The organism is Peribacillus huizhouensis, assembly GCF_014138605.1.
GTDB classification, from domain to species: domain Bacteria; phylum Bacillota; class Bacilli; order Bacillales; family DSM-1321; genus Peribacillus; species Peribacillus huizhouensis.
In genome coordinates this window covers 417030-442090 of record NZ_JACJHX010000002.1, presented here as the reverse complement: position 1 = coordinate 442090, position 25061 = coordinate 417030, and the positions used below count along the sequence as shown (strand labels likewise).

General features: G+C 38.0%; 22 protein-coding genes, 1 tRNA gene, 1 pseudogene and 1 other annotated feature. Of the genes and pseudogenes, 22 read left to right on the top strand and 2 right to left on the bottom strand.

The genetic code is table 11. The annotated features are described in order from the left end of the window. Nucleotides 1–282: 282 nt before the first annotated feature. The 13 genes from HNP81_RS05215 to HNP81_RS05155 all read left to right on the top strand — a co-directional run bounded on the left by HNP81_RS05215 (nt 283) and on the right by HNP81_RS05155 (nt 11201). Nucleotides 283–507 carry a helix-turn-helix domain-containing protein gene (locus HNP81_RS05215; RefSeq protein WP_028392149.1) on the top strand — a complete coding sequence of 75 codons (225 nt, stop codon included), beginning with the start codon at nt 283–285 and terminating at the stop codon, nt 505–507. Nucleotides 508–987: 480 nt separating this feature from the next. Then, a complete protein-coding gene (locus tag HNP81_RS05210; RefSeq protein WP_028392148.1) occupies nt 988–1425 on the top strand; it encodes a MarR family winged helix-turn-helix transcriptional regulator in 438 nt (145 codons plus the stop codon). A 16-nt stretch (nt 1426–1441) separates the two neighbouring features. Then, entirely contained in the window at nt 1442–2239 is a 798-nt protein-coding gene (racE, locus tag HNP81_RS05205) for a glutamate racemase (protein ID WP_028392147.1), read from the top strand. Between the two features lie 181 nt (nt 2240–2420). Next, a complete protein-coding gene (locus HNP81_RS05200) occupies nt 2421–3491 on the top strand; it encodes a GerMN domain-containing protein (RefSeq protein WP_182501817.1) in 1071 nt (356 codons plus the stop codon). A 357-nt stretch (nt 3492–3848) separates the two neighbouring features. After that, entirely contained in the window at nt 3849–4934 is a 1086-nt protein-coding gene (locus tag HNP81_RS05195; RefSeq protein ID WP_028392145.1) for a Fe(3+) ABC transporter substrate-binding protein, read from the top strand. Between the two features lies 1 nt (nt 4935). Further along, complete coding sequence (locus tag HNP81_RS05190) at nt 4936–6582, top strand: ABC transporter permease (protein WP_182501816.1); 1647 nt, start codon at nt 4936–4938, stop codon at nt 6580–6582. After that, entirely contained in the window at nt 6579–7283 is a 705-nt protein-coding gene (locus tag HNP81_RS05185; protein ID WP_182501815.1) for an ABC transporter ATP-binding protein, read from the top strand. The genes HNP81_RS05190 and HNP81_RS05185 overlap by 4 nt, the downstream gene beginning before the upstream one ends. A gap of 250 nt (nt 7284–7533) precedes the next feature. Beyond that, nucleotides 7534–8148, top strand: coding sequence for an XTP/dITP diphosphatase (locus HNP81_RS05180; protein WP_182501814.1), 615 nt, complete (start codon nt 7534–7536; stop codon nt 8146–8148). Beyond that, a complete protein-coding gene (locus tag HNP81_RS05175) occupies nt 8145–8657 on the top strand; it encodes a metallophosphoesterase family protein (RefSeq protein ID WP_182501813.1) in 513 nt (170 codons plus the stop codon). Before HNP81_RS05180 ends, HNP81_RS05175 begins: the two co-directional genes overlap by 4 nt. Before the next feature lie 202 nt (nt 8658–8859). Then, a tRNA-Arg gene (locus HNP81_RS05170) sits at nt 8860–8933 on the top strand. 132 nt (nt 8934–9065) lie between these two features. Next, nucleotides 9066–9233, top strand: a complete 168-nt coding sequence (locus tag HNP81_RS05165) for a hypothetical protein (RefSeq protein ID WP_182501812.1) — start codon at nt 9066–9068, stop codon at nt 9231–9233. A 145-nt stretch (nt 9234–9378) separates the two neighbouring features. Beyond that, nucleotides 9379–10266 (top strand): DUF4352 domain-containing protein, encoded by an 888-nt coding sequence (locus HNP81_RS05160; RefSeq protein WP_182501811.1) that lies wholly within the window; start codon nt 9379–9381, stop codon nt 10264–10266. A 758-nt stretch (nt 10267–11024) separates the two neighbouring features. Next, entirely contained in the window at nt 11025–11201 is a 177-nt protein-coding gene (locus HNP81_RS05155) for a hypothetical protein (protein WP_154664008.1), read from the top strand. Between the two features lie 408 nt (nt 11202–11609). Here HNP81_RS05155 and HNP81_RS05150 read toward each other — a convergent pair whose 3' ends face one another. Together HNP81_RS05150 and HNP81_RS05145 are read right to left on the bottom strand one after the other, a co-directional pair. Beyond that, nucleotides 11610–12371: a CsxC family protein gene (locus HNP81_RS05150; RefSeq protein ID WP_028392140.1), complete on the bottom strand. Its 762-nt coding sequence runs from the start codon at nt 12369–12371 to the stop codon at nt 11610–11612. 421 nt (nt 12372–12792) lie between these two features. Continuing rightward, nucleotides 12793–15828 carry a DUF7852 domain-containing protein gene (locus tag HNP81_RS05145; RefSeq protein WP_182501810.1) on the bottom strand — a complete coding sequence of 1012 codons (3036 nt, stop codon included), beginning with the start codon at nt 15826–15828 and terminating at the stop codon, nt 12793–12795. A gap of 259 nt (nt 15829–16087) precedes the next feature. Here HNP81_RS05145 and HNP81_RS05140 point away from each other — a divergent pair. The 9 genes and pseudogenes from HNP81_RS05140 to HNP81_RS05100 all read left to right on the top strand — a co-directional run bounded on the left by HNP81_RS05140 (nt 16088) and on the right by HNP81_RS05100 (nt 25042). Continuing rightward, nucleotides 16088–16343, top strand: a pseudogene (locus HNP81_RS05140) (DUF4183 domain-containing protein). Between the two features lie 306 nt (nt 16344–16649). Next, a complete protein-coding gene (locus HNP81_RS05135; RefSeq protein WP_182501809.1) occupies nt 16650–16904 on the top strand; it encodes a hypothetical protein in 255 nt (84 codons plus the stop codon). Between the two features lie 363 nt (nt 16905–17267). Continuing rightward, nucleotides 17268–17816 carry a sigma-70 family RNA polymerase sigma factor gene (locus HNP81_RS05130; RefSeq protein ID WP_182501808.1) on the top strand — a complete coding sequence of 183 codons (549 nt, stop codon included), beginning with the start codon at nt 17268–17270 and terminating at the stop codon, nt 17814–17816. Continuing rightward, complete coding sequence (locus HNP81_RS05125) at nt 17801–18208, top strand: PadR family transcriptional regulator (RefSeq protein ID WP_182501807.1); 408 nt, start codon at nt 17801–17803, stop codon at nt 18206–18208. Before HNP81_RS05130 ends, HNP81_RS05125 begins: the two co-directional genes overlap by 16 nt. Nucleotides 18209–18212: 4 nt before the next feature. Further along, complete coding sequence (locus HNP81_RS05120) at nt 18213–19487, top strand: FtsW/RodA/SpoVE family cell cycle protein (protein ID WP_182501806.1); 1275 nt, start codon at nt 18213–18215, stop codon at nt 19485–19487. A 302-nt stretch (nt 19488–19789) separates the two neighbouring features. Beyond that, nucleotides 19790–20048 (top strand) — a binding site (T-box leader). Between the two features lie 114 nt (nt 20049–20162). Further along, a complete protein-coding gene (gene ilvB, locus HNP81_RS05115) occupies nt 20163–21881 on the top strand; it encodes an acetolactate synthase large subunit (RefSeq protein ID WP_182501805.1) in 1719 nt (572 codons plus the stop codon). After that, entirely contained in the window at nt 21878–22396 is a 519-nt protein-coding gene (gene ilvN / locus HNP81_RS05110) for an acetolactate synthase small subunit (RefSeq protein WP_028392133.1), read from the top strand. Before ilvB ends, ilvN begins: the two co-directional genes overlap by 4 nt. Before the next feature lie 95 nt (nt 22397–22491). Beyond that, entirely contained in the window at nt 22492–23523 is a 1032-nt protein-coding gene (ilvC, locus tag HNP81_RS05105; protein ID WP_182501804.1) for a ketol-acid reductoisomerase, read from the top strand. Beyond that, nucleotides 23510–25042, top strand: coding sequence for a 2-isopropylmalate synthase (locus tag HNP81_RS05100; protein WP_028392131.1), 1533 nt, complete (start codon nt 23510–23512; stop codon nt 25040–25042). Before ilvC ends, HNP81_RS05100 begins: the two co-directional genes overlap by 14 nt. The last annotated feature ends 19 nt before the right edge of the window (nt 25043–25061 follow it).

Here is a 25061-nt window from a genome sequence, read left to right as displayed (position 1 = left end):
GAAGAATAAAATACTTTGATTTCTTGAATTACAGTTGTGAAGAATGAAGTCTTAGTAAAAAGTGTTTCCAAGATCATGTGTGGACCACCAAAACACCCGTGATCAAGTCGGTTTTATAAAGTTTAAATACTAATAGTTGGAGCTTATAAAAAATACAAAAGAAAATCACGATTCGTGCCTCGGAACAGTCACTTTCCTGCCTCACTTGTCATACTATAACATGACTAAATAGACACCCACTCCGGGTTTTTATGCTGGTGAAGGCAAGGAGGGTTACAACACTTGAAGGAGAACGAATTCACTCATAAGCCATTACTCACCAAAAGAGAAAAAGAAGTATTCGAATTATTAGTTCAAGATAAGACAACGAAAGAAATCGCAGGTGAATTGTTTATCAGCGAAAAAACAGTTCGAAATCATATTTCAAATGCGATGCAAAAGCTTGGAGTCAAAGGGCGTTCCCAAGCAGTCATTGAACTCCTTCGTATGGGAGAGTTGAAGCTCTAAAGCATTCTCAATTCCATACTGAGTTGATTGATAAAGTGAAACTTCAATCAGTTGGGGGGCTCCATCCCCCGCTGATTGTTAGTCCCGTTCTAGAGTCGCTAATATCTCCGCTCCGCTTCGATAAAACGACTCTACGAACCCGATTGGTTCAACTAAACCTCTGCTCACGCATCGGTAAGTTTCACTGTATCTCACCAATCGGGCTTTTACGGGAAGTTATCCCCCACCGATGCTTCTTCGATTCATCTAAGCCTTGAGGTGGGGTTACTGCCCGTTAATGCGGGAAAAAAGCTTACAGATCACCATTTTGTCAAACTGTTAGCAGCAATATGTCTAGCACTATAATGAATGATTCAATTCATGAAGGTGCTTGTTATTGCTGTTAATTTTTGTTGGGGAAGAATGGTTCTTGAAATTTCTCTTTTTTTCATAGACAATAAAGTTACTAAGTTTTGTATAAGTGGTTGGGAGTTGTGAGAAATGGATGAAGTAACGCATGTGGAGCATGTGGCAAGAATTGAAAAAGAGCTGCGTTATGTTTCGGGTTTAATTAAGCAAAAGGGCCGGGAAATGCTAACGAATTATAAGATAACGCCTCCTCAATTTATTGCTCTTCAGTGGCTGTTTGAAGAAGGAGATATGACAATCGGGGAACTCTCCGCTAAGATGTATTTAGCTTTCAGTACAACGACGGATCTGATTGACCGCATGGAAAAAAATGAACTCGTCCAACGGGTGAAGGATGAAAAGGACCGCAGAGTGGTAAGAATTCATCTATTAGAAGAAGGAAAAAGGATTATAGATGAAGTAATTAAGAAGCGGCAAGTGTATCTGCAAGACGTTTTAGTGAATTTTTCAAGTGAAGAAGTCACCACACTTAAAGAAAATTTAATAAAATTACATCAAGAAATGCGATAAGAATGAGGCGAGATGTTTGAAACAACCAATAGGCATTATGGATTCGGGAGTTGGTGGCTTAACCGTAGCGAAAGAGGTTATGCGTCAGCTGCCCAATGAGAATATTGTATATATCGGGGATACGGCGAGATGCCCGTATGGTCCGCGTCCAATGGAAGATGTGAAAAAATTCACTTGGCAGATGACACGTTATCTTTTGAAATACGATATGAAAATGCTGATTATCGCATGCAACACGGCTACAGCAGCAGCTCTCGAAGAAATTAGTTCAGAGCTACCGATTCCGGTACTCGGAGTGATCTATCCGGGTGCCCGAGCAGCATTAAAGGTTTCCTTGAATTTACATATCGGTATTATTGGAACAAATGGTACAGTTGCGAGTAAGGCGTATGATCAAGCGCTTGCCATGATTAATAATCGGGTGAAAGTTGACAGCCTTGCATGTCCGAAGTTCGTTCCAATCGTGGAGAGCGGGGCATTTCATGGTTCAATTGTTAGAAAAGTAATTGCTGAAACGCTACAGCCCTTAAAAAGAACGAATATTGATACGCTCGTTCTAGGTTGTACCCATTATCCATTACTGGGACCTGAAATTAGTCGGTTTATGGGAAGGAATATTAAAGTCATTTCATCTGGTGAAGAGACGGCGCGTGAAGCGAGCGTTATCCTGCAACATGATAATATGTTGAATATAAGTAATGAAACACCAAAACACCAATTTTTCACGACGGGATCTAAGGAAATATTCCAAAGCATTGCCTATAGTTGGATTGGTGAAAAAATAGGGACTGTCCAAACGGTGAAAATTGATTAATCGACGACTCGAGACTTAAGAGTGAGTTGGTTATGACATAATGGTTACAGTTTTAAATACGATCAATTTTTTTGAAGGCAGACCCTTTTGTGGCGCCTTCTATTTTTTTTGAAAAAAATTGGTCTATAAATTCCCAAGGCTCGTATAAATAATAGTACAAACTGTCCTGGGAGGGATGTCCATGTCTCACGTAACAAAAATATCAGTTGTCACAACTGTTCTGGCTTCTTCGCTCTTTTTAGGTGGTTGCGGCCTGTTCGGTGCAAAAGAAAAAGCAAATATAGATCCGCCAGAAGGAGTAACATTAGTAGACGATGAATCGGGTTTAAAAGAAGTGAATGGCGAGGAAGCAGCGAAAACTGACAGTAAAGAAAAAGCAACAAAAACGATTAAAACTGAATTGTATTTGATTGATAAAAGCGGGTTTGTCGTACCGCAAACGCTGGAGCTTCCTTCAAATACAGCAGTTGCTCAACAAGCGCTTGAATATTTAGTCGCAAACGGACCAGTCTCTGAGATGCTGCCAAATGGCTTCAGAGCAGTGATTCCTGCAGATACACATGTTAGTGTGGATATTAAGGAAGGTGTAGCAACTGCTGATTTTTCCAAGGAATTTGCTACATATCAGAAAGAGGATGAACTAAAAATTCTTCAAGCCATCACTTATACTTTAACCCAATTCGATACAGTTGATAAAGTGGTATTAAAAATGAATGGTACTAAGTTAAACGAAATGCCGGTAAATAAAACACCGATTTCTGATGGTCTAAACCGTTCAGTAGGGATTAACTTCGACTTGTCAGATGTTATGGATGTTTCCAATACGATGCCACTTACTGTGTATTATGTTGGCGGTGATGAGGGTAGTTACTATTATGTTCCGGTAACCAAAAGGGTTAAAGATACGAAAACAGATACAATCACGGCAGCGGTCAATGAGCTTGTAAAAGGACCAGGACTTGCTTCAAGCCTGCTTTCAGGTTTCATGGATGATGTTGCTTTAATTGAAGAGCCGAAAAATGAAGATGGGAAAGTTACTTTAAATTTCAATGAAAATATTCTAGGAAGTTTCAAAGAGAAGAAGATTTCTAAAGATGTCCTTGACACGCTTGTCCTTTCGTTAACTGAACAAAAAGACATTGAAAGCGTGGAAGTGCTTGTACAAGGAAAAGGCGGTTTATTAGATGATGCAGGTAAAGCATTATCTGAACCTGTAAGTCGTCCTGCAAAAGTGAACACAGGTAGTTATTAATAGAAGGATCTCTAAATACGAGGGGCTGCTAATGGCAGACCTTTTTTTTCGTTGCGCGAACTCGATTAAATGAATGAAGAGGATCACTCTGTTTGAAGGTCAGAAGTTTTAATAAAACGTGGATATATTTGTATGTTATTACCTCTACCCCTGATTCAAGAATAGAACATTATTGTGGAAGTCATAGTGAATTAAATCAAGTCATAAAAATATAAAAATTAGATAATACAAAATTATTTTAAATATAAAATTATTTGTTGACATTAGTAGTACGAGTCAGTAGAATAAAAATGTATTAATTGATAATAATTATCAATATCATTCTAGTTACATTAATAGCAGAGGTGGACGCAAATTATGAATTTTTCAAAATTAATTAAGCCTTTCCTCGTTAGTACCGTACTAACGATTGGTCTAGCTGGTTGTAGTAGTACAAATCAAACTGACTCAAAAGGGGAAGATGAAGCATCAAAACCTAAAACAAATGAAAATCAAGAAGTGAATATCTATACGGCAAGACATTATGAAGTAGATGAAGAGATTTACAAGAAATTCACAGAAGAAACAGGCATTAAAGTAAATGTTGTAAAAGGGGAAGCGGAAGAACTTATTGAGAGATTAAAGCGAGAAGGTGCAAGCACAGAAGCTGATTTATTTGTTACAGTAGATGGTGGAGTCCTTGCAAATGCAAAGCAAAATGATATTCTGCAACCAGTTTCATCAGACATTATTAATAAAAACGTACCCGAAAATCTTCGTGATGTAGATAATCAATGGGTAGGGTTAGCAACAAGAGCACGTATTATTGCCTATTCGAAAGACAGGGTTGCACCTGAAGAATTGTCAACATATGAGGATTTAACAAGTGAGAAATGGAAGGGGAAATTGTTAGTCCGTTCTTCAACAAGTTTATATAACCAATCATTACTTGCTTCCTTTATTGAGTTAAACGGTGAAGAAAAAGCGGAACAATGGGCAAAAGGAATAGTAAACAATTTTGCCCGTCAGCCAGATGGTGGTGATCGTGACCAAGCTAAAGCAATTGCTGCAGGTACTGGTGATATTGCCATTATGAATACTTATTATGTTGGTTTACTAGCAAACTCTGAAGATCCAGAAGAAGTAAAGGTTGCTGATAGTATCGGAGTCTTTTTCCCGAACCAAGAAACAAATGGTACTCATGTGAATATTAGCGGAATTGGTTTGACGAAGCACAGCAAGAATAAAGAAAATGCGACTAAGCTGATTGAATATATGACAAGCGTTGAGGCTCAAGAATTTATGTCAGCTAATAATTATGAGTTTCCAGTAAATCCTAATGCGAAAAAACCTGAATTGCTAGAGAGCTGGGGAGACTTCAAAATGCAAGAACTAAATTTTGATACTCTAGGTGAGCATAATAAAAAGGCGATCGAAATCTTTAATAAAACGGACTGGAAGTAATATGAGAGCAGATTTAATTAAACGTAATATTAAAAAAGAGTTTAACGGATGGTGGATCATAAGTTTAGTTGGGGCAGTAGTTATTCTACTGCCTATCCTTTTTATTTTCTCTTCTATATTTCAAGAACCTAATGAAAATTGGTTTCAAATTCGTCAATACTTGCTAAAAAATTATGTCACAAACACGATCATACTTGTGGTCCTGACAGGTATTTTTACGGCCCTTTTAGGTGTAACCTTGGCATGGTTGATTGCTGCCTATGATTTTCCACTAAAACGGTTTTTCCGTTGGGGATTAATGTTGCCGCTATCAATCCCGACTTTTATTGCTGCTTACACGTATCGAACTATGCTAGGCTATACGGGTGTGGTTCAAACAACGTTAAGGAATCATTTTGATTATCAGATTAATGCTGAAATGCTTACAGTTTCGGGAATACGTGGAGCAGTTTTTATTTTCACCTTTTTTCTATTTCCGTATGTATACATGATTACAAGAGCATTTCTTGAAAGTCAAAGTACATCTTATATAGAGAATGCCAGACTGTTAGGACGTAAACCATTAGCTGTTTTTTATAAAGTAGTACTTCCTTTATCAAGGCCTGCTATTGTTGGAGGTATCGTTTTAGTAATCTATGAAGTGTTAGGTGACTATGGAGTTACTAGCTATTTGGGGATTCATACCATTTCAACAGCTATTTTTCAAACATGGTTCGGGATGTACGATGTGAATTCTGCAATGAGACTTGCTGCGTGGTTGATGGTTATCATCGTTGGAATTTTCTTTTTAGAAAGACTGCTTAGACAGAGACGACGTTATCATTTGAGCAATAAATCGAGGCCGCTTGTACCTGTGAAGCTGAAGGGACTTGCTGGGCTATCTGCCTTTATGTATTGCAGTGTCGTGTTTCTATTAGGATTTCTCATTCCGTTTTTACAGTTAATTGCTTGGGCAAAAATGACATTTTATAAAATTTGGGATCCTTCATTTTTTACATTAATTTATCAAACCGTCTATGTTGCCGTAATCTCTACATTGATGATTCTTATACTTTCTGTTGTTGTCGCAAACGTCTGCCGATCTCATTCTTCATTTTCTTTCATTATCTCAAAATGCGTAACTTCCGGTTATTCAATTCCTGGTCCGATTATTGCGATTGGTGTACTAGCTATTTTTATCTCACTTGATAAATGGCTCGCACCGATATACTCTTTAATGGGGCTCGGTGAAGCACCTCTTATGTTAAGTTTATCTTTAATCATGTTAATCGTTGGCTATTTCATTCGTTTTATGGCTACTGGATTTAATGCAATTGAAGTGGGGTTTGAGAAAGTGGGAACGAAGTACATGGAAGCATCAAGAATACTTGGACTAGGTGTGACAAAAACATTCTTTAGAATTGATCTGCCTTTAATTAAAGGGTCTCTAATTAGTGGATTTCTCATAACGTTTGTTGAAATTTGCAAGGAATTGCCATTAGCCTTGTTGCTGAGGCCTTTTAATTTTGAAACGCTAGCAACAAAGACTTATCAATATGCAAACGATGAGCAAATATATGAGGCTTCTATTTCATCGCTTTTAATCATTGCGATTAGTATGTTATCTGTAATTATTTTTCAAATGATTGGTAAGAAGGTGAAACAATGAGTATTGTTGAAATTGAAGGTCTCACTTTTTCATTTTCTCGTAAAGAAGATCCCGTGATTTCTGATTTTTCTTTTTCAATAGAGAAAGGGGAAATTGTAGGCATTTTAGGTCAAAGTGGTAGTGGAAAAAGCACATTACTCCGCTTGATATCAGGATTAGAAATGCCGATAAAAGGTGCTATTAAAATTGCAGGTACTACTGTTGTGAGTGAAGGTATATTTATTCATCCAGAGGAAAGAGGGGTGGGAATGGTTTTTCAAGACTATGCTCTATTTCCTCATATGACGGTAAAGGAGAATATTCTTTTTGGATTATCCCGCATGCCTCGAAAGGATCGGAAGCAGCGCGTAGAAGAGATGCTCGAGCTTGTTCAAATGGGGAATTTTGAGAAAAGATACCCACATGAATTAAGTGGTGGTCAGCAACAAAGGGTTGCTCTTGCTAGAGCGCTTGCCCCGAAGCCGAATGTGTTGTTAATGGACGAACCATTTAGTAACTTAGATGCAGATTTAAAAGGGTCGATTCGGGAGGAACTTGGGGTAATATTGAAAAAAGCCAATATGACTTGTATTATGGTCACACATGATCGAAATGATGTTGAAGCGATATGTGATTATAGTATCGTAATCGGTCAGTCGAATGTTGCCAATAATATTAACGAAAAAACATCAGAATATAACATAACTTGTCATGTTAAATGAGCATAATATTGCCTACATGCAGGATTATGCTTAGTTATGTTGTAAATTGCTTAGGCAAAAAATATGCTAGTACATGTGTTAAAAGTGCTCCCTTCTATATTGCTATTAGTATCAATTGTACTTAAACGAAAAAATCAGAAAAAGTAGCATTTTTGTGAAAGAGGAAATTGTGGTAGACTTTAGTTATCGTAGGAATAGTGGAAAGCTAACTACCTTATATAAATTTTACAAGAAATTAGGAGTGAAATGTTTGAAAACGGTCATTATTGCAACGAAAAATAAAGGAAAAGCAAAAGAGTTCGAAAGTTTATTTCATTCAAGAGGGGTTCAGGTTCAGACACTTCTTGATTTCGAAAACGCGCCAGATGTCGAGGAAACAGGGACAACCTTTGAAGAAAACGCTATTTTAAAAGCAGAAACAATTAGTAAAATGCTTGGGCAGTTTGTAATAGCCGACGATTCAGGCTTGATTGTAGACGCGCTTGATGGCAGACCTGGCGTCTATTCTGCACGCTATGCTGGTGAGGAAAAAAGCGATGCAGCTAATACTGAGAAGGTTCTTCAAGAATTAAACGATGTGCCAGAAGAGAAGAGAACGGCAAGATTTTTTTGTGCGTTAGCACTCGCCTCCCCGAATCAAGAAACGATTACAGTGTCTGGTTTTGTGGAAGGACGAATCACCAACGAACCAAAGGGTACGAATGGTTTTGGCTATGACCCTGTTTTTTATGTAAAAGAAAAAGGGAAAACGATGGCTGAGCTTGAGAGCAACGAAAAAAATGAGATCAGTCACCGCGCCAATGCCCTACATGTACTTGAAGGAAAATTAGATGCTTTTCTTGAAAAGGAAGACACTCAAGCATGAAAGTAGGGATTATGAGCGATAGCCATGGTCTAACTTCAGAAGTTGAACAAATAAAATTACGTCACCAAGCTGAAGTCGATGTATTCATCCATTGTGGTGATTCTGAGTTAGAGAAAGCTGATGCGGTTATGGAAAGGTTGTTAGCGGTTAAAGGGAACTGTGATTATGACGCTGCCTATCCAGACTATGTTGTAGAAACAATCGGTGACTTGCGCTTATTGGTCACCCACGGCCATTTGTATAATGTGAAAATGACTATTATGAACCTTTCCTATAAAGCTGATGAAGAACAAGCGGACATCATTTGCTTTGGCCACTCTCACATCGCTGGTTCTGAGATGATTGACGGTAGACTATATATTAACCCAGGAAGCATACGACTTCCGAGAAACCGTAAAGAAAAAACGTATGCCATCCTTGAGTTAAAGAAAAAAGAAGCAATAATCCAATTCTATGATGTCGAGGGGAATATAGTAACAGAATTAAGCAATACTTACACATTTAACTGAGATTATGGATCATGAAGCTGTCTCAAAAAGGTCTGACCTCACTCGCTGTAGCCCGTATTATGGCATGTACATACTTGTTTGGTCTAATCTTTTCACTATGAGACAGCCTCATTCATTCTCAGATTGAAATAAATTAAGAAAAAGTATTGACTATTTGGTGTTTACAATCTATAATAAATCTTGTCATTACATATCATATCATGTCCCAGTAGCTCAGCTGGATAGAGCAACGCCCTTCTAAGGCGTCGGTCGGGAGTTCGAATCTCTCCTGGGACGTCAAAAAATGGACGGTTAACCCCCGTCAAATCAACCTCTTATATCGTTTAGTGAAACGGTCAGTATAACGGTCATGTAAGAAATTACACCGTATATCGACTTATATACTAACGATATGGGAGGTTTTTTTGTATGACTAAAAGAAAAGGATTGTTTGATATTGATGTGGACGTAAGAGGGTTATTAGAGGGATTACCTGTCTCTAATTCTGCTGTTGCAAAATCCTCCATCGACCAAACTGTTGTATCAGATGACTCAATCTTGATTTCAAATGCTCTTGATGTTCTTACAAGGCATTAATAAGCCAATTTTTATAAAACTATTGTTTTCACAGATAAGTTGCTAGTTTAATGGATATTTGGAATGAATTGTTAATTGAAAAAGTATATGGAATAAGAGATAATACTTACTGGCATAAGAGATAAGACACAGGAGGAAAGTATTAATGAGATTAGTAAAAACGTTAGTAGTAGGTATTATGGCTTCTATTTTTCTTGTTGCATGTTCAAATGACAATGGCGCTGAAAAAGTAGAAAAACCGGCGAAAGTGCAAAAAGAATTCACGACAATGGAAGAAATGAAGAAAATAGATTGGGAAAATCCTGATAAGGCAGAATGGGATAAAGTTTACATATCTGAAAAAACGTTCAAGGACCTTTTAAAAGAATTTACTACTCCCGATGAAGAAGGGGTAATTACTTATAAAGATGCGCAATTAAAAGATGACAAAACGATTGAGTTAAAGGTAAATAACTCTGACGGCGAAAGTTTAGAAAACGTAATGCAAGCAGCTATTTTGGATACTTTCGTCCGGGAATTTTATAAACATTCAGAGTTATATGATGATAAAAAGGAACCGACAATACGAACTATTGATTTAAGCGGTACACTGATAGCAGAAAATAAGAAAGCTATCGACTATGAAGAGGGCACTGATTCTTCTGAAAACACAGCTAAAAATCTTGGAACATTTAAGGTTGGGGAAAAAGTAAATGTCGAAGGACATATCATTACGTTAACAAATGCTCGTTATACGGATGAGCGAAATGAATTTGAAGAAACTCAACCAAATAACGTTTTAATCTTTGATGTAGAATACCAAAATGGTACACAAGAGGAACAATTAATCGATGGTGGAGACTTCGAAGTGTATGATAGCAAAGGTGAAAAGATGGAAACGTATCCTATCGATTATATTACGGAATCGGTACAACCTGGTAAGCATGTAAAAGGACAAGCAGCTTTCGGTGTAACAGGGAATGCTCCATATGAAATTTATTATAAAGATTTCATGACCGAATCTAAAGCAACATGGATTATGGAAGTTAAATAATTCGAAAAAAGACTGCTAAGCATGCAAGTTTAGTAGTCTTTTCTTATGGTTAAGTATTCTCCAACAGACGGATGTTTTTATACATTTTATCCGTTTGTAGGATTTTAAATATGAAATAGGATGCTTGTGTTTTATCAAATGTGTATCTAAGAACCTGTCGATGGAATCTACGATTTTGTTTGGGATAAATAGGTCTTAATCAATATCCCTACTACCCCTACCCCATCAATTACGTAAGACCGGTCGAAGGTGTTTCATGCTTCATATAATGAATAATAGTCATGGGTTGCCACTTCTGACAACCTTATAAAACATATAGGGGTATCTACCTACCGCCTGACCGCCAGCCCACATGATGAACAGGACTGTAAGCCATGCTATGCACCAGCCCACCACACGCCCACATACAGCCCATACAGCACCGCACCAGCATGGAGATAAAAAGGACAAGGGATAATGGACACCCCACACCCGCCACCAGTGCGCATGACAGAGTCGCAAGACAAGGCGAGGTGACAACGAGATGCAAGCGATAGACAACGAATCACAATGAAGCGACAACAGAATGAATCGCTGTGACTAGAGGCAACGAACTGACATGACGGACAATGCCTCACGCTTTAACTCACTAACGTGGCAAGGGTATATACAGGGGGGCTGGAGGGTGTCTCAGGGGTCGGTCTGGTGTCTGCAAAATATACACCACGTTTTCAAAACCTTTCATGGTAGAATATAGGCATAAGAAGGACGGGTGTAGAATGATATTATTAAAAGGCATGGTAACTATATTTATAGTCACATGGTTTATCAGTTCTATGATTGTTGCCATATATGATTATCAAAGAAAAGAACCACCTAAAATAATTAAAACATATAGTACCATTGGTTTTTGGGCTATGATATTGGGCATTGCTGCATTTATTTGGCTGGTTTAATAAGCTAATTGATGTTGCTAGAAGCAATCCTAACGCAATTAACTTTAGCTTCATGGGGGATTTTTTTATATAATATATTGAATAATGAGTACAAAATATACTATATTGTATTTAACTCGGTCATAGTTCGAGAACTGTAATATTGAATTTCCTTAAAGTATAACGATTGAATACATAAAATTAAAGTAGGTCGGGAGTTCGAATCTCTCCTGGGAAGTTAATAATAAGTAAAAAACTGATATTTAAGGATCTCGAGATTAAATGTAATCAAGAGTGTCCGATAATATCAGTTTTTTTATGATTTTACCCCTCATTAACGGGCAGTAAGACCCCCAACTGCCACTGCTTGAAGCTTCACTTTATAAACAATCACATCATTTAGTTACTTTCGAAATACAGTCTAGCGTATTAACCAAGAGTAATTCCTGTCGTTGAGCCAGGGATTACTTGATTTCCAGTTACTTGGATTTGTTGGACTTGTAATACTTTTAACGTTAAGTCCATAACAATTTTTTCACGCAATGTGCTAAACGCTTGTTCAGGTTCTACCATAGTTGGGGAAAAATCAAGTTCAAAGAAGTTGGCACGTACTAATTCACCAAAAGGTTGTTCATTGTAATTCACAAGGTTTTGGAAGAAAAATTTATCCAAACGAGGAGCTAGTTGATTTGTTTCATTAAGGAACATAGCAGAGTTGGCTGATGAAGCAGCTAAAATTGGGAATAAAATGAAATCTCCCGCCATAAGGTCTGCGAACCCAGAAAATGGCACGTCTGCAATTCGATCAAACAAGGTTCCATTACACTCTGTTGAAGCATATTCAATATTTTTACGGATGAATCCGGAAACAAATAATTTAGCTCTTGTTACGTTAAAAAAGTTAGTCCCGGCAATTGGGGCAAATTCAACAGGAACTAGTTTGACTTGATTTAGAAATGCATTCTTATGCACTCGTTTAATTTCCGTTGCTGCTGGTGAAAGTGAAATATCTGCTTCTACAACAATTTGCAATGTTCTTTCAGCTACTACAACCGGGATTTTAAGAGTTGGCGTTCTAGCTACAGTAACTAGTGGTGTTGCTTGATCGTTTAATGGAATTTGTTCTGTCGCATTGACCGGACAAGGTGGGTTCACTTGTTGTATTGATGGATCGTTCGAGTTATTGCTCATAAAATAATCTCTCCTTAATATTTTTTATTTTTAAAAATCCTTACAAAATTACTATATTCAGAAAGTTTTTTGAAGTATAGGTTAATGGAGTGATAACTTTACCCTTTTTTTCGTGCATGTATTTCTACAGACATTTCCGAACGAGAAAGAGCACTCCTTCTGAGGTGGGGAGGTAGCGAAGTCGTAACAGGCATGCTTTTAGACATGTTCAGTTTCGATTTTATTTGTGCTATATGTACACGTATCATTTTAAAAAAGTGGTTAAGGAAAACGGAAAGCGTAGTAGGCACGTGCATTACCCTTTTGATGAAAGGTTTTTCTATCGTGAGTTGTTCACCTAAGTTTTCCCGCTGCGATCTCCTTTTTGGAGTTTGTACGTGACATGTTTGCGAAAAAGAATCCCACTGCTTTAGCTGTGGGATTAGTCAAAATTAGATGTGGAGGCACATTTTTCAATGTTGTAGGGCTTGATTCCTGCCTTTTTTTGAAGCAGATCATGGGTCTCCCAGGTTTCTTTATCTGGGAAAATGGGGTGGTTTTCGTGCTCGTCGTACCTGACTTTGACATGTTGTTCTTGTAATAAATGGACGAATGTAACTAACACTGTTTTCTGGTTTAATTGCTTTTCATTCGTTTCATTTTTTTTGTGAATGGTATTTACTTGAACTGACTCAATAGGAGTATTGGCATTAGTAGCATGATCCGCTTCTGATAAACATGTATATTCATGAATTTCAGAACAAATTAACCGACAATACGGCTGCTCTGGATAATAAGTTACAGTGTTGACTAGTTGAGTATTAGTTTGAGGGATTTTTTTATTGTTTGGATCAATAAAGTCAAATGTTTTTTGAGTACTTGTTTGAAAAACAGGTGGATGGAGAAAACTATCAATTTCTACAAAAGTGGAGAACGGTCTTTTTTTTGTTATTGAATGAACTTTCCCATCTTTGTAAAGTGGGTCTGATTCAAGATTGTGATCATCGGCTGTATATTCAATGTTTTGAATGAGATGCCCTTCTATAAATAAATTTCCTTTTAATGCTTTAGACATCCCGTTATCTAAGGGCTTAGAAAATTCAGTTGGGATGAATTGACTATTTAATAAGACTATTTTGTTAGAAATTACGTTAATCCACATAATATTCTCTTCAAACAATAGTGTTTCTTCTAGACAAATATCTATTTTGTATTCACCTACTACAACGGGAACTCTAATATTTAAAAAATCAAGGGAAGTGCCAGCTTGATTATTTTTTTCCTCCGTTTTATTAATGGGTGAATCATGTACGGGAATGACAAATGAATCATCTTTGCTTCCATCTTCAATGGTACCAGAAGGATCGTTCGTATCAAAAGCAGAATCCGTTTGAAAATTATGCTGGTCATTTGTCGGTTCATTCATGTTTCGTTCATCATGAATTTCAGTTTCCAGTTCCATTTCAGAAATCTGCTCATTACCTTTTCGTGCAGGTGATTCACAAGGATTCCCGTGAATTTCTGTATGACATCCTCCGTTCAAATCATCATCTTCTAGGGGGTTCCGATGGTTAGACATAAGTGTTGATAAGGATGAATCATCTTTGCATATTTCATCAAGGGTACCAGAAGGATCGTTCGTATCAAAAGCAGAATCCGTTTGAAAATTATGCTGGTCATTTGTTGGTTCATTCATGTTTTGTTGATCATGAATTTCAGTTTCCAGTTCCATTTCAGAAATTTGCTCAATATCTATACATGCAGGTGATTCACAAGGATTCCCGTGAATTTCTGTATGACATTCTTTGTTCAAATCATCATCTTTGCATATTTCATCAACGGTACCAGAAGGATCGTTCATATCAAAAGCAGAATCCGTTTGAAAATTATGCCGGTCATTTGTCGGTTCATTCATGTTACGTTCATCATGAATTTCAGTTTCCAGTTCCATTTCAGAAATTTGCTTAATATCTATACATGCAGGTGATTCACAAGGATTCCCGTGATTTTCTTTATGACATTCTTCGTTCAAATCATCATCTTTGCATATTTCATCAAGGGTACCAGAAGGATCATTCGTATCAAAAGCAGAATCCGTTTGAAAATTATGCTGGTCATTTGTCGGTTCATTCATGTTTCGTTCATCATGAATTTTAGTATCAATTTCAATTTCAGAAATCTGCTCATTACCTTTACAAGCAGGTGGTTCGCAAGGCTTCCCGTGAATTTCTGTATGACATTCTTCGTTCAAATCATCATCTTTGCATATTTCATCAATGGTACCAGAAGGATCGTTCGTATCAAAAGCAGAATCCGTTTGAAAATTATGCTGGTCATTTGTCGGTTCATTCATGTTTTGTTGATCATGAATTTCAGTTTCCAGTTCCATTTCAGAAATTTGTTCAATATCTATACATGCAGATGATTCACAAGGATTCCCGTGAATTTCTGTATGACATTCTTTGTTCAAATCATCATCTTCTAGGGGGTTCCGATGGTTAGACATAAGTGTTGATAAGGATAAATCATCTTTGCATATTTCATCAAGGGTACCAGAAGGATCGGTCGTATCAAAAGCAGAATCCGTTTGAAAATTCTGCTGGTCATTTGTCGGTTCATTCATGTTTTGTTGATCATGAATTTCAGTTTCCAGTTCCATTTCAGAAATCTGCTCAATATCTATACATGCAGGTGATTCACAAGGATTCCCGTGAATTTCTGTATGACATCCTCCGTTCAAATTATCATCTTCTTGGAGGTTTCGATGGTTAGACATAAGTGTTGATAAGGATGAATCATCTTTACATATTTCATCAACGGTACCAGAAGGATCGTTCATATCAAAAGCAGAATCCGTTTGAAAATTATGCTGGTCATTTGACGGTTCATTCATGTTTCGTACATCATGAATTTCAGTTTCCAGTTCCATTTCAGAAATTTGCTGAATATCTATACATGCAGGTGATTCACAAGGATTCCCGTGAATTTCTGTATGACATTCTTTGTTCAAATCATCATCTTCTAGGGGGTTCCGATGGTTAGACATAAGTGTTGATAAGGATGAATCATCTTTGCATATTTCATCAACGGTACCAGAAGGATCATTCGTATCAAAAGCAGAATCCGTTTGAAAATTATGCTGGTCATTTGTCGGTTCATTCATGTTTTGTTGATCATGAATTTCAGTTTCCAAGTCCATTTCAGAAATCTGCTCAATACCTTTACATGCAGATGATTCACAAGGATTCTCGTGAATTTCTGTATGACATCCTCCGTTACAATCATCACCTTCTCGGGAGTTCCGGCGGTTAGAAATAAGTGTTGATAAAATATCGTTCATGCTAGTTGTAAAATCATTATTGTTATAATTGCAGTAGGGGAAATTAGAATTTTTATGAACTCTAGAAGAATTAACCTCTCTTATATGTCTGGATAGGATATCCTTCAACTTCTTAGTGTTAAACCGTGGAGTCTTCACTACATTCAACTCCTAAATGAAACTTTTACTCTGTTAGTTATGTATGCTTTTTTTTCGCTAATGTTCCTATATGTCTAAATATATTCTGCTGGTTAATAGAAGCCATTATTTTTGCGTAAGAACGTAAAATGAGTATATTGAGTGGGAGTTAGAGTCTCACTATCTTTTAAGTGAAAGGTAAAGAACGCTCATATGTCCAATCAATCTATAAATAATCTGAATAATTAAAGGAAAAGGGGTGAAAAGATGGGATATACCTATTCCAGTGAATCAATTTACAAACGATGATGGGAATCTTGCAACTGGTTATCCAATCGACGCAACTGAATTGACTACAGAAGCTGGTACTGCTGCTTACAGCATTTCCAGCTTCATTTGCGTATTACACTCTTTATATAAATGCGATTGTTCAAACTGCAGATACTTCATCAGTTACTACAACAGCTATCACAATTCCTGGTGGAGACGTATTAGATCCAGCTACACCGATTGTTGTTGAATTTGTCGTAACTTAAACGAATTACAGGGGTTCAAAATCGGACAAGTATATTAAAAGTTCTTTTCATAAATTGAAAAGCAACAAAATACGGGAAAACAGCTTTATTAAAAAAGAACTATTTAGTGGATAACGGAAGCGGGAAACTTTAAAAATATAAGGTTTTCCGTTTTTTACAGTTCAATTGCGGCGTTGTCTTAGCGGACATTTAACTCGTACATCACTATAAACCATCTTCCTTTGTTACCAAAAACTATAAAGTGCCCACTCCTCTTAAAGGGAGTCAGCATAAACTGATATCATCTTACTTGAGAGGAGATTTTCGGTGAATAGACAATTCTATGGTCCGTATCATTATGGTTGGCATCCATACCATCCATACCATCCATACCATCCATACCATCCATACTATCCATACACCTATTATCAGAGCTCTCCTTATGTACCGATTGTAGGTTCGTTTGGAGGATTTGCAGGAGTTGGAGGATTAGGTGAGCATACAGCATTTTCAGGAGGAATTCCGGGGGTTTCTCACGTTGGCGGCGTAGCAGGCATTGGTGCCATTCACGGCAGATGGTAACGAAAGTCTGACAGGTAAAATTTAAGTTAAAAAGCGAGACGAATGAAAATAGCTCGCTTTTACATAAAACTCCCAAGAGCGTCTGCTCTCAACTCAGACGATGAAAAAGGTTAAGGCTCTAAAAATTGTATCATTTTATAAAGATGGCGGTGTGGAGGTAATTTTGTGAAGCCATGCCCCTATTCCATAGAAAAAGGGATTATGTAACAAAACAAGTTCATCAAGACCTTTTTTCGGTTTCGTTGATTAGTAGTACGAGTTAAAGATTCTTATAGGACCACCACAAGCATATAAGAATTCACACAATATAAAACTAATTCTTACATAAAGTCGTCTAAGATATAGAGAGAAAGGGTGAGATACGTGAAGGAGTTAGTTGCAGAAGTTCTCCGAAGTGGCGAGGAGGACGCAATACTTGATGAAATCATGATGACATATGGACAAGATATATTGCAGCTTGTTTATTCGTATGTGAAAAACCTTCCATTGGCAGAAGATTTAACCCAGGAAATCTTCGTGAAATGCTATCAAGCACTGCCAAGGTACAGGGGAGAGGCGAAGATTCGTACTTGGCTGTGGCGAATCGCGATCAATCATTGTAAAGATTACTTGAAGAGCTGGTATTACCGCCAAGTCGAATTAAACACTGGAAATTATGCTAATTGTCAAGCGGTGGATCATGTTGAACAAGATATTATTCAAAAGGATGAGGATAAAGTATTATCAGATGCTGTCATGAACCTCCCGGTGAAATACAGAGAAGTGATTTATCTATACTATTTCCAAGAGCTTACGATTAAAGAAATGGCAGAAATGACAGGGAACAGTCAGAGCACGATTAAAACAAGAATGCGCAGGGCTAAACATATTTTAAAAAACAGTTTGGAGGGAACAGCATGGAAAATCGATTAAGACAATTGAAAAAAGCGATGCAAACTACGGTTTTTTACGACGTGAAATTTTCAGAAAAACATCAGAATAAGATTCGTCAAGCCATTGTAAACGAAGGAGCAGGTGAAGAGGAAGTCATACTTACCATATTTAGAATGTTGAAAAATGAAAAAAGCGGCTTTGAAATCATGGCTGTTTTGACGAGTAAAGGAAATGCGAAGTTTGCTGACAATGAAGGTTTCCTGTACGCATTGCTACATGATTTAGAACAAAAAGATTACATACAGTCGTGTTGGGGAACTTCTGAGCAAAAATTATACAAATTGAATGATAAAGGACGGAAGTTGTTGAGCAAAGCAGAGGCAAAAAAACAATCAGCCTCATTTGTTTTTCAAGCCGTAATGGGTGGCTGATTTTATGAAAAAAGAGCAGTTTTTGTCCGAAGTATCGCGTAGCATTCGTTCTAAGGAAGCTTGCAAACTTGTTGAAATAGAGTTGAATAATCATTTGAAACAAACCAAAGAAGCTCTAAAGAAACAGGGATTAAATGATAAGGAAGCTGAACAAAAGGCCGTTTTAATGATGGGGAATCCAATTCATCTTGGGCGAAAAATGGATCGATTGCACCGTCCGAAAGTGGATTGGAAAATGATTGGCTTGTTTTTGTTTATCATAGTTCTTGGAATGGTGCCAATATTTGTATTCGAATCTGAACACACGGCGATGGCCTTTATTCATAAGTTCATTGTTACGCTTATTGGTATTGCTTTCGCCACAATTCTCATGTTTTTTGATTATCGAAAATTGCAAAAACTAGGTATTGGCTGGTTTGTGATCGGTTGGGGAATAATTTCTTTTGCGCTCATTTCAGGAAATAGGGTAAACGGTAGTGCTACTCTTGTGTTAGGACCATTTTCAACGGATATATCGATCACACTGCCACTCTTTTTAATAGGATGGGCAGGGGTTTTTCGAAATGAAAAAATGAAAATGTATATGGTCGTAATTTTATATCTAATAACAAGCTATTTAATTGTATTAACCCCAAATCTTTTCGTTTTCGGCATGTTCACGATTATTACTGGTGTCATGTTGTGGGGAAGTCACTTTGCGAAAAGGAAAATCATTTGGTCTTATGTTATCTCGTTGGTAACTGTGGCAGTGGTACCGCTATACGCCTGGTTTACCACTGGAATCAAGGAATATCAACTAGTACGTTTATTGGCGTTTCTAAATCCTGAAAAATATGCAGAATCATCTGGATACCACTATGTAAAAATGAAAGAACTTAGAGATGGAACCGGATGGTTTTGGCAGTCAATTCCCGAATCAGGATCTTTGTTACCAGAAAGTACAACGGACTTTGTTTTTATTTCTTTATCATATACCCTTGGTTGGACATTTGCGGTCGTGTTAGGAGGTACATTAGTGTTGCTGATCTTACGCATGTTTTACGTTGTTAAAACGGTCCGTGATGGATATGGAAAAATACTTGTAATTGGTGCCTTAAGTCTTTTTGCTTTTCAGGTAATGTTTAATCTTGGGATGTCATTTGGGGTATTTCCGATCATGAGTGTATCACTCCCATTTATAAGTTACGGCAATATGCAGGTTCTGATGAATGCGGGTCTTATTGGTCTTGTGTTAAGTGTTTATCGAAAAAAGGATTTGATGCGAGCTATGACTTTATAAGTGAAAAAGAGAATTTTCTTCAAAAAAGAAATTCTCTTTTTTCATGTTTCTATAATTTTTTTAAAAGGTCAAAAATTCTATTAATATAGAAAATAAGTCACAGCAATGATGTAAGCGGATTCAATTTATTTAATAAAATCGAATAGTCAAATAATTAGGAAAAAGGTATTGACGTGCCTTAAATATCAGCGTAATATAAGTTTCAATACAACAGCTTTTACATTCTTCTAAAAATTAAAAGAATTTAAAAAGTTGGCCACTACTCAAACATTAAAGAGTAATATAATAATAAAATTCAACATGTTAAAGCATTGATGAGGATAAGTAGTCTTTTGAGCAGACATTTACAGAGAGCCGGGTAGCTGGAAGCCGGTAATGTCCAAAAGGTGAACTCACCTCTGAGTTTCAGCCCGAAAGTGTACGAGTAAGGCTGAACGGGTGCCAACCAGCACCCGTTATCAAAATACAGTGCAGAGTGAAATCTGTTTAGAGTGCGTACGTATTTTTTGTGCGAATTAGGGTGGTACCGTGGATAGGATATATAGCCTTTTCACCCCTTTAAGTAATGCAACAGCATGCTTAATGAGGTGGGAGGCTTTTTATATGTTTTTCGCCTTTATTGAGTAAATGCATTACCACAATCAAACACAAAATAAGCGAAGGAGGTCTTTTCAAATGACAGAAAAAGCAGTGGTAACAGCCAGCAAAGCGGAACATCAAGTAAAAAGCGGGGCCGCTTTTCTGATTGATGCCCTGAAAGAGGAACAAGTTGAAGTCATTTTTGGATATCCGGGTGGAGCTGTTCTACCGATTTACGATGAAATTTATCGGTCAGGCATGAATCATATCCTATCTCGTCACGAACAAGGATCCATTCATGCTGCTGAAGGGTATGCCCGAATTACTGGAAAACCGGGGGTAGTTCTTGCCACTTCTGGTCCAGGAGCAACCAATATTGTGACTGGCCTAGCAGATGCCATGATTGATTCCATTCCTTTAGTCGTGTTCACTGGCCAGGTTGCTACATCCATTATTGGCTCAGATGCATTTCAGGAAGCGGATGTGATTGGCATTACAACGCCAATTACAAAGCATAACTACCAAGTAAGAAAACCGGAAGACCTCCCGCGCATTATTAAAGAAGCGTTCTATATCGCTTCAAGCGGGCGGCCAGGTCCTGTACTCATCGATATCCCAAAAGATGTGGCGATATTGGATGGCAAAGTTGAAGGTGAACCGGTAATGGATTTACCAGGATACCAACCGAATACACAGCCCAATTATTTGCAAATTAGAAAATTAGTTGAAGCTGTCAGCAGTTCGAAAAAACCAGTTATTTTAGCTGGAGCAGGCATCCTGCATGCAAAAGCATCTGAACATTTATTGCAATACGCAGAGCAACAAGGCATTCCAGTTGTGCACACACTTTTAGGACTCGGCGGATTCCCAGCTGATCATCCATTATTCATCGGAATGGGCGGCATGCACGGTATTTATGCCGCAAATATGGCACTTTCAACATGTGATTTGCTCATTAACATCGGCGCTCGATTCGATGACCGATTAACTGGAAATTTGGCAGCTTTTGCGCCAAACGCTAAGGTTGCACATATTGATATCGATCCTGCTGAAATTGGGAAAAACGTACCGACGAAGATCCCGGTTGTTGGATGTGCCAAAGAAGCACTCGAGCAGTTGGTCGCTCAAGACGGCAAGAAGCCTGAGCTTACTGAGTGGATTAAAACATTGCAAGATTGGAAGCAAGAATTCCCATTTGTATACGACAGAGAGTCGGAAACACTGAAGCCGCAAAGAGTGATTGAACTTTTACATGAAAAAACAGCTGGTGATGCGATTGTTGTCACAGATGTTGGCCAGCATCAAATGTGGGCGGCCCAATATTTTGGCTTTACAAAACCGGATGCTTGGGTAACGTCTGGCGGCCTTGGAACGATGGGATTCTGTATACCGGCAGCGGTCGGTGCTCAAATAGCTAATCCAGATGCAACTGTATTAGCGATCGTTGGCGATGGTGGATTCCAAATGACGAGCCAGGAATTAGCGGTAATGGCTGAATTAAATTTACCAGTTAAAATTATCATTGTGAACAATCATGCTCTAGGGATGGTAAGGCAATGGCAAACGGATTTCTATGAAGAACGTTATTCTCATAGTAAATTCGATTATCAACCAGACTTTATTAAATTGGCAAATGCATATGGTATTCCGGCTTTTAAAGTCGATAATGAGGCAGATGCTAGTGCCAAAATTGATGAAGCACTTGCGATCAAAGGGCCTGTACTTATTGACTTTGATGTAGAAGCTGAAGAAAATGTCTATCCGATGGTAGCGCCAGGTAAAGGACTGCATGAAATGGTAGGTGTGAAGCTATGAAGAAAGGCATTCTAACCCTAACTGTAAACAATCGTCCTGGTGTACTAAACAGAATTACGAATTTGTTTACGAAGCGAAACTATAACATTGAAAGCATCTCTGTTGGTCAATCTGAACAAGAAAATATCTCAAGAATAACCGTAGTTGTTCATGTTGAGGATGAGAACGTCATTGAGCAGATGACGAAACAGTTAAATAAACAGATTGATGTATTAAAAGTAACAGATATTAGCAATCAATCCATTGTAGCGAGAGAGTTGGCACTAATAAAAGTGCTTGCTTCAAGCCAAACTCGTACGGAGATTTATTCCTTAATAGAGCCATTTCGCGGCTCGGTTATTGATGTCAGCAAAGATAGCCTGACGATACAAATTACAGGTGAATCCGATAAGGTTGAAGCGTTCATTGAATTGCTCAAGCCTTATGGGATCAAAGAACTTGCGCGAACTGGCACAGCAGCCTTCCCGCGCGGAACACAAAAACAATCGGTTGTAAAAAGCTTCACGATTGTCTAATTAAGTGAAATTTCCATCATCGGTGGGTTTTTCAATAGATAGTAAGTTAAACTGGGAAAATTGATAATTAATGAGAAAAAGGGAGATGTATTAAAATGACAAAAGTATATTATAACGGTGACGTAAACGAAACGTATTTAGCAAATAAAAAAGTAGCAGTAATCGGGTATGGTTCTCAAGGACACGCTCATTCACAAAACCTTCGCGACAGCGGTGTTGATGTAGTAATTGGTCTTAGAAAAGGGAATTCATGGGATAAAGCAGAAGAAGATGGTTTCCAAGTTTACTCTGTTAAAGAAGCAGCAGAACAAGCTGACGTAATCATGATCCTTCTTCCGGATGAAATGCAACCAAAGGTATACAAAGAAGAAATCCAACCAGTACTAAAAGCAGGTCAAGCTTTGCTTTTCGCACACGGATTTAACATTCACTTTAATCAAATCGTACCGCCTGCAGATGTAGATGTTCTACTAGTTGCTCCAAAAGGTCCTGGTCACCTTGTAAGACGTACGTATGAGCAAGGAGCAGGTGTACCAGCATTATTTGCCATCTATCAAAACGTAACGGGCGAAGCTCAAGAGTTAGCTCTTGCTTATGCTCAAGGAATCGGTTCATTACGTGCTGGTGGTTTAGAAACGACATTTAAAGAAGAAACAGAAACAGATTTATTCGGAGAGCAAGCTGTACTTTGTGGTGGGCTAACTTCTTTAGTAAAAGCTGGATTCGAAACATTAACAGAAGCTGGTTACCAACCAGAAGTAGCTTACTTCGAATGTTTACATGAATTGAAACTGATCATCGATTTAATGTACGAAGGCGGATTAGAAAACATGCGTTATAGCATTTCTGATACAGCTCAGTGGGGAGATTTCGTTTCAGGACCACGTGTTGTCAATGAAAATGTAAAAGCAGAAATGAAAAAGGTACTAAAAGACATCCAAGATGGCGAGTTTGCTAAAGGCTGGATTCTAGAAAACCAAGCGAATCGTCCAGTATTCACAGCAATCAATAACCGTGAAAACGAACACCAAATTGAAGTAGTAGGCCGTAAGCTTCGCGAAATGATGCCTTTTGTACAACAGCAACAAAAAGCTAAGAAAGAGGTGGTGACTGTTGCGAAAAATTAATATTTTCGATACTACTCTTAGAGATGGTGAGCAATCAGCAGGCGTGAACCTGAACTTTTCTGAAAAAATAGAAATTGCTTTCCAATTAGAAAGATTAGGCGTAGATATTATCGAAGCGGGATTCCCCGCAGCATCAAAAGGTGATTTTGCATCCGTTCAAGAAATCGCTAAAAAAATTCGCACAAGCTCGGTTACCGGGCTTGCGCGAGCGGTGCAAAGTGATATTGATGCAGCGTGGGAAGCGTTAAAAGACGGTGCGGAGCCAAGATTGCATACGTTTATTGCCACTTCTCCTATCCATCGTGAATATAAATTAAAGCTATCAAAAGAACAAGTTGTGGAACGCGCAGTACAAACAGTAGCGTATGCTGCTAGTCGCTTTCCGCTTGTCCAATGGTCAGCAGAGGACGCAAGTCGGACTGAGCTTGATTATTTAGCTGAAATTGTAGAAGCGGTAATTGGTGCAGGAGCGAGAATTATTAATATTCCAGATACGGTTGGTTATACAACGCCAAAGGAATATGCCGAAATTTTTACGTATCTGCGCAACCATGTTCCTTCTATTGATAAGGTGCAATTATCAACACACTGTCATGATGATATTGGGATGGCTACAGCAAACTCACTGGCTGCAATTGAAGCAGGTGCCACTCAGGTAGAAGGCACGATTAACGGAATCGGTGAACGAGCTGGGAATGCAGCACTTGAAGAAGTCGCAGTAGCGCTACATATCCGTAGTGACCATTATCAAGCAAATACAAGGCTTACGCTTAATGAAATTAAACGAACAAGCGATATGATCAGTAAATTGACAGGTATGGTCATTCCACCAAACAAAGCGATTATCGGCAGAAATGCATACGCCCATGAATCCGGTATTCATCAGGATGGCTATTTAAAAGAGAAGTCAACGTATGAAATTATCTCACCTGAACTTGTCGGAGTTTCTGCAGATGCATTAGTTCTTGGCAAGCACTCTGGACGACATGCATTTAAGAACCGTCTGGATGAGTTGAAATTATATGTAACCGATGAAGAAATGAATCGCCTATTCGTCCAATTCAAAGCATTGGCAGATCGCAAAAAAGAAATGACAGATGAAGATCTAGCTGCACTTGTTCTTGAAGAAAAAATGTCAAAAGATGATCGATTCTTTGAATTAGATTCTTTACAGATTACGTATGGAACGAACCAAGTTCCAACGGCAACTGTTACCTTAAAAAATGGAAATACAGATCTTATTCAAGAAGCGGCTACAGGCGCTGGAAGTGTAGAAGCTCTTTACAATACACTAGAAAGATGTCTGGATAATAAAGTGAATCTGCTTGATTACCGTATCCAATCCGTTGGAGCAGGTCGTGATGCATTGGCACAAGTTTATGTGAAGGTTCGTTATCGCGGAATGGAAACGAGCGGACGAGGCCTACATCAAGATGTGTTAGAAGCATCTGCAAGAGCGTATTTAAATGCGGTAAATCGCATTATTTATCTAAGTGAAAAAGAGCCCGTTTTACAATAACAGCGAGAAGTTTTGTTCA